Here is a 5,552-nt window from a genome sequence, read left to right on the forward strand (position 1 = left end):
GCGCCATGGCGACGCTCACCGACGACGCCCCCCTCCTCGTCGGCGTCGTCTCCGCCGTCACCCTCGCCCTCGGCGCCGCCGCACTCGCCGGCGCCCTCGGCACCGGCCGGACCCCGGCCGGAGCCGCCTCCGGCACCCACCCCGCCCTCCAGGGCGCGGCCCAGACCGCGCAGTTTTTGGGCTCCTGGCTGATCGGACTGGGCTTCGCCCTCTTCGTCACCTGGGGCCGGCGCGCGGCCAGAAGGTGCCGACGTCCCACAGGATGCCGATGGTGCGCCGGGCGGAGGCGTCCTTGTAGGCGCGCCGGCCCCAGGTGACGAAGAGGGCGAAGCCCAGTCCGATCAGCCAGGAGCCCAAAAACTGCGCGGTCTGGGCCGCGCCCTGGAGGGCGGGGTGGGTGCCGGAGGCGGCTCCGGCCGGGGTCCGGCCGGTGCCGAGGGCGCCGGCGAGTGCGGCGGCGCCGAGGGCGAGGGTGACGGCGGAGACGACGCCGACGAGGAGGGGGGCGTCGTCGGTGAGCGTCGCCATGGCGCGGATGCGGGCGATGCGGCGTGTGCGCTCGGGGTCGGCCGGCTCGCCGGGGTGTTCCCGTTCGACCGTGGGGCGCAGGGCGCGGGCCAGCCGCCAGGTGCGTCCGGCGAGCCGGCCGCAGAGCACCAGCAGGACGAGGAGCACCGGCGGGATGATGGACGCCTGCCAGGTGAGGGTGACCGGCGGGCCCGGGATGGAGGTGCCGGTGCCGTCCAGCCAGTCGGCCACGCGCTGGCAGACCCCGCCGGACATCACGCCGCCGAGCGCGCAGGCCAGCGTCGCGACCGCGGGCCCGCCGAGGCCCCGCAGCACGGCGCGGGGGTCGGGGCGGGCGCGGTGCAGGGCGTGCGCGGTGACGCCGAGGGCGACGACCAGCAGGGTCTGCCCCAGTGCGAGCCCGCCGAAGGCGGTGTCGCCGGCCAGCCGGTCCGTCGAGGTCCAGCCGGGGCGCGACCAGCCGGTGTACACGGCGGCGAGCAGGAGCAGCAGAAGGGCCCCGAGCGGCAGCCGCCGGGCGAGGTGGCGGTCCAGGCGCTGGTCGAGCCGGCGCTCGGAGCGGCCCCGGCGGCAGACGACCCAGACCACGGCGACGCTCCAGGCGAGCAGGGCGGCGAGCAGGAGCCGGCCCAGGGCGTCGAGGACCGCGGGGCCGCCGGGGCGGCGGTCGAAGGCCGCCGCGGGCGCGGCGACCGCGGCGGCGACGGTGAGCAGTCCGGCGGCGGTGTGGGCGGCGCGCAGCCGGGCCACCAGGCGGCGGCCGTACCAGAAGCCGGGCCGGCCCAGGGAGCAGCCGGTGTCCTCCTCGGGCTCGCGGGACATCGGCTGCTGGGACTCGTAGGCGCTCCAGGTGCGGTGGGACAGGTACCACAGCAGGCCGGTGAGCGCCGTCGGCACCAGGGCGGCGAGGACGAGACGGCGGCCGGGCGGGCTCCACCAGCCGCCGGCCTCGGGCGACAAAAAGCCCAGCCAGGAGTGGCGTGCGGCGCACGCGGGGGTGCCCGCGCACTGCCAGGCCGTGAGGTCCAGGGCGACCTCGCAGGCGGCGGCGACGAGCAGCACGGTCAGGGTGAGGCCGGCCAGCCGTACCAGCAGGCCGTACAGGCGCACGGTGCGGGGGCGGCCCGCGGTGCCGGGACGCATCCAGTGGGCGAGGTTGACCACCATGAACGGCAGCAGCAGCAGCCACAGGGCGCGGGCGCCGTTGCCGGAGGTGAGGTTGCACCAGACGTATGCCTCGGGCACCGGGGCGTCGCGGTGCCTCCCGGGCCGTGATTCGGCGTCGACGTCGTCGGCGCGGCGGAAGACGGCCGCGGTGTCGTCGCCGGTGATCCGCACCGTCCGCGGATCGTCCAGCATTTTCTCGGGCGTGGTGCCGCCGACACCGTGGACCAGGAGCTCCAGGGCGCATCCGGTCGCCGGATGCCGCTGCGCACGCTCCACCGTCCGCTCCCCCCGTGACACGTCCCCTGGGTGTGTGGTGAGCCTGTGTCCGTGCGGACACCAGGATCGCCGCTCGTGGCCCGCGGCACACCCCCTGCCGCCGAAATCTCCCCGGTACGTGTGACGACCGCACACACGAGGGGCACAGGAGGACGGGACGGCGGGTGCGCGGGCGGGCACCGGCGCATCGGACACCGGCGCGGTGGACGCCGCACCGTGCGAGGATGGGATCTCCGCACGTGTCGGACGGCTCGAGGCGAAAGGAACCACAGCACACGTGAGCGAGAATCAGAACCTCCTCGCGGAGCAGCGGCGTGCCCTGATCGTGGACGAGGTCCGGCGCCGCGGCGGGGTCCGGGTCAACGAGCTGACCCGGAAGCTCGGCGTGTCGGACATGACGATCCGTCGCGATCTGGACGCGCTGGCCCGCCAGGGCGTGCTGGAGAAGGTGCACGGCGGTGCGGTTCCGGTCGTGGAGGCCAGTACGCACGAGCCGGGTTTCGAGGCCAAGTCGGGTCTGGAGCCGACCGCCAAGGAGGACATCGCGCGGGCGGCGGCCCGGCTGGTCGCGCCGGGCACGGCGATCGCCCTCTCGGGCGGGACGACGACGTACGCGCTGGCCCACCACCTGCTGGACGTGCCCGATCTGACGGTGGTCACCAACTCGGTGCGGGTGGCGGACGTCTTCCACGCGGCGCAGCGCGGCTCCGGGCAGCGGCAGGGACCGGCGACGGTCGTCCTGACCGGCGGGGTGCGCACGCCGTCCGACTCGCTGGTGGGTCCGGTGGCCGACCAGGCGATCGCCACCCTCCACTTCGACATGCTGTTCCTCGGGGTGCACGGCATATCGACCGAGGCCGGTCTGTCCACGCCGAACCTGGCGGAGGCCGAGACCAACCGGCGGCTGGTGCGGTCCGCACGGCGTGTGGTGGTGGTCGCCGACCACACCAAGTGGGGTGTGGTGGGCCTGAGTTCCTTCGCCTCGCTGGAGCAGGTCGACACCCTGGTGACGGACGCCGGGCTGCCGGCCGAGGCGCGTGCCGAGGTCGCGGAGCATCTGCGGCTGGTGGTGGCGGGCGAGACCGAGGACGCGGCGGACGCCTGAGCGGGTGTCGGATACAGTGACCGCGTACGGCCCGGCCGTCCGGTTCGCCTGCCTGAGGGGGGTTGTGTCCATGGCTCGCCAACTGCGCCCGGTGGGAATCGACTTCGTGGGCGAAGCGCCCGTGCGGCTGGTGTTCGCGCGGGAGATCTCCGCTTCCCCCGAGCGGGTCTTCGAGGCGCTCGCCGAGGACGTGCCGGGCTGGACGGAGTGGTTCTCGGCGGTGACGTACGCACGCCCGGCCGGCGGCGGCGCCCGGCGCGAGATCCACCTCAGGGGCGGGGCCCGCTTCCAGGAGACGATCCTGGCCGCACAGCGTCCCGGGCTCTACGCCTATCGCGTCGACACCACCAATGTGCCGGGTGTCCGGGCGATGGCCGAGGAGTGGCATCTGGCCCCGGCCGGCACCGGCACCCGGGTCCGGTGGACCGTCGCGGCCGACGGCGCCGCCCCTTTCCGGCTCGCCCTGGCCCTGGCCCGGTGGGGTCTCGGTCTCTCCTTCCGCGGCGCGGTGACCTCCTTGGACCGCCGTCTGGCGGCCCGGTGATCCGTCCGGCCGCGGCGGACGCGCCCGGCGGTCCCGAAGGACCCCGAAAGGACTCGGAGGACCTCCCGAAGGCCCCGGAGGTCCGGCGGCCCCGGACGGGCCCTCCGCTCAGTCCGGCCACGCTCCCGTCGCCAGGAACGACTCGATCGTCGCCGTGTACGGGGCGCAGTCCAGGCCCTGTTCGCTCAGCCAGGTGTCCGAGTAGTACTTGTCGAGATAGCGGTCGCCCGGGTCGCACAGGAGGGTGACGACGCTGCCGCGGCGGCCCTCGCGCAGCATCTCGGCGACGATTTTCAGGGCGCTCCACAGCCCGGTGCCGGTGGAGCCGCCCGCCTTGCGGCCGATGGCCCGCTCCAGGGCGCGTACGGCGGCCACGGCGGCGGCGTCCGGGACCTTCATCATGCGGTCGATGGCGCCGGGCACGAAGCTCGGTTCCATGCGCGGCCGGCCGATGCCCTCGATGCGCGAGCCCGCCTCGCAGGTGACGTCCGGGTCGCCGGTGGTCCATCCCTCGAAGAAGCAGGAGTTCTCGGGATCGGCGACGCAGACGCGGGTGTCGTACTGCATGTAGCGGACGTAGCGCGCGATGGTCGCCGAGGTGCCGCCGGTGCCCGCGGTGGCGACGATCCAGGCCGGTTCCGGGAAGCGCTCCAGGCGCAGCTGGCGGAAGATGGACTCGGCGATGTTGTTGTTGCCGCGCCAGTCCGTGGCCCGCTCGGCATAGGTGAACTGGTCCATGTAGTGGCCGCCGGTCTCGGCCGCGAGAGCGGCGGAGGCCTCGTACACCGCGCGCGGGTCGTCCACGAAGTGGCACCGTCCGCCGTGGAACTCGATCAGGCGGCACTTCTCGGCGCTCGTCGTACGCGGCATGACCGCGATGAAGGGCACGCCGATCAGCTTGGCGAAGTACGCCTCCGAGACGGCCGTCGAGCCGCTGGAGGCCTCGATCACCGGGCGGTCCGGGCGGATCCAGCCGTTGCACAGGGCGTACAGGAACAGCGAGCGCGCCAGGCGGTGCTTGAGGCTTCCGGTCGGGTGGGTCGACTCGTCCTTCAGATACAGGTCGACGCCCCACTCCTCGGGCAGCGGGAAGCGCAGCAGATGGGTGTCGGCCGAGCGGTTGGCGTCGGCCTGGACCTTGCGGACGGCTTCCTTCAGCCAGTCGCGGTATCCGCTGTCGCTGCGGTCGACGTCCAGGGTGTCGCCGGTCCGCCGCTGCCGGGTGATGCTCACACGGGGCTCCTCGTACTGTGCGCCGACGGCGCGTCGCGCGGCCGGACACCCTCGATGATAGACACCTTCAACACGCTTCTCACCTGCATAAACGAACCTTTGAGAGGCTCAAGGACACCCTGGGGGCACGGCTCACCGAAGCCTTTGCGGGGCGCAGGGCTGCACGGGACCGGGGTCGCCTGCGCACACGTGCATCCGGAGTGCCTTCCGTGAGCCCTCCTGGGGCACTGGTGCTCGCCGCCGAAGAAGTGCAGACTGCACCGCGCGGGACGAAAGAGCCCGTCGGGCCCGCACTGGAGGCGGACACGCCGGGCCGTCGACGCGCACATCGGACGGAGTCGTCGAGCCGGCGACGCGCGAGCGAGGGGGCGGAACGAGATGGCGGAACCGGAGTTCACGGCCACGGGCGTACGCATCGGCAAGCGGCTGCGCTCGCTCACCCGGGCCGGACAGGTCCGGATCAACGACGGCAGGCTGGAGCTGCTCACCAGCTACGGCAGCGAGATCGACAGCGCGCCGCTGAAAGCGGTGCGCGCCTCCCAGCCCTGGTACGCCCCGGAGGACCGGGCGCTCGCCGATCTCGACGGCAAACGGTATGTGCTGACCCTGGGCGACCACGATCCCGCGCCGGGCGAGCAGGGACCGCCGACGGCCCGCCGGTTCGTCGAGGCCGTGCGCCGGGCCGTGGAGCGCCGGACT

General features: G+C 74.1%; 4 protein-coding genes and 1 pseudogene. 3 read left to right on the forward strand and 2 right to left on the reverse strand.

Annotated features, from left to right (window positions below; all coding sequences use genetic code 11):
* Window positions 1-228 precede the first annotated feature (228 nt).
* Window positions 229-1,992: pseudogene (locus CCN35_RS13650) on the reverse strand (hypothetical protein); the annotation flags it as partial.
* Between the two features lie 256 nt (window positions 1,993-2,248).
* On the opposite strand from CCN35_RS13650, the gene CCN35_RS13655 reads away from it, so the two are divergent.
* Together CCN35_RS13655 and CCN35_RS13660 are read left to right on the forward strand one after the other, a co-directional pair.
* Window positions 2,249-3,076 (forward strand): DeoR/GlpR family DNA-binding transcription regulator, encoded by an 828-nt coding sequence (locus CCN35_RS13655; RefSeq protein ID WP_067389468.1) that lies wholly within the window; start codon window positions 2,249-2,251, stop codon window positions 3,074-3,076.
* Window positions 3,077-3,146: 70 nt separating this feature from the next.
* Window positions 3,147-3,620: an SRPBCC family protein gene (locus tag CCN35_RS13660; protein WP_067389755.1), complete on the forward strand. Its 474-nt coding sequence runs from the start codon at window positions 3,147-3,149 to the stop codon at window positions 3,618-3,620.
* Window positions 3,621-3,728: 108 nt separating this feature from the next.
* On the opposite strand, the gene cds1 is transcribed toward CCN35_RS13660, so the two are convergent.
* Window positions 3,729-4,853 (reverse strand): L-cysteine desulfhydrase Cds1, encoded by a 1,125-nt coding sequence (cds1, locus tag CCN35_RS13665; protein WP_067389465.1) that lies wholly within the window; start codon window positions 4,851-4,853, stop codon window positions 3,729-3,731.
* Between the two features lie 378 nt (window positions 4,854-5,231).
* On the opposite strand from cds1, the gene CCN35_RS13670 reads away from it, so the two are divergent.
* Window positions 5,232-5,552: hypothetical protein (locus tag CCN35_RS13670; RefSeq protein ID WP_086792828.1), on the forward strand; the 321-nt coding region annotated here is incomplete at its 3' end.

The sequence above is a fragment of the Streptomyces thermovulgaris genome (assembly GCF_002155915.1).
Lineage (GTDB): Bacteria > Actinomycetota > Actinomycetes > Streptomycetales > Streptomycetaceae > Streptomyces > Streptomyces thermovulgaris.

Coding starts and splice junctions, on each gene's coding strand:
- CCN35_RS13660 (WP_067389755.1), top strand. CDS start 3,147: ATGGCTCGCCAACTGCGCCCGGTGGGAATCGACTTCGTGGGCGAAGCG.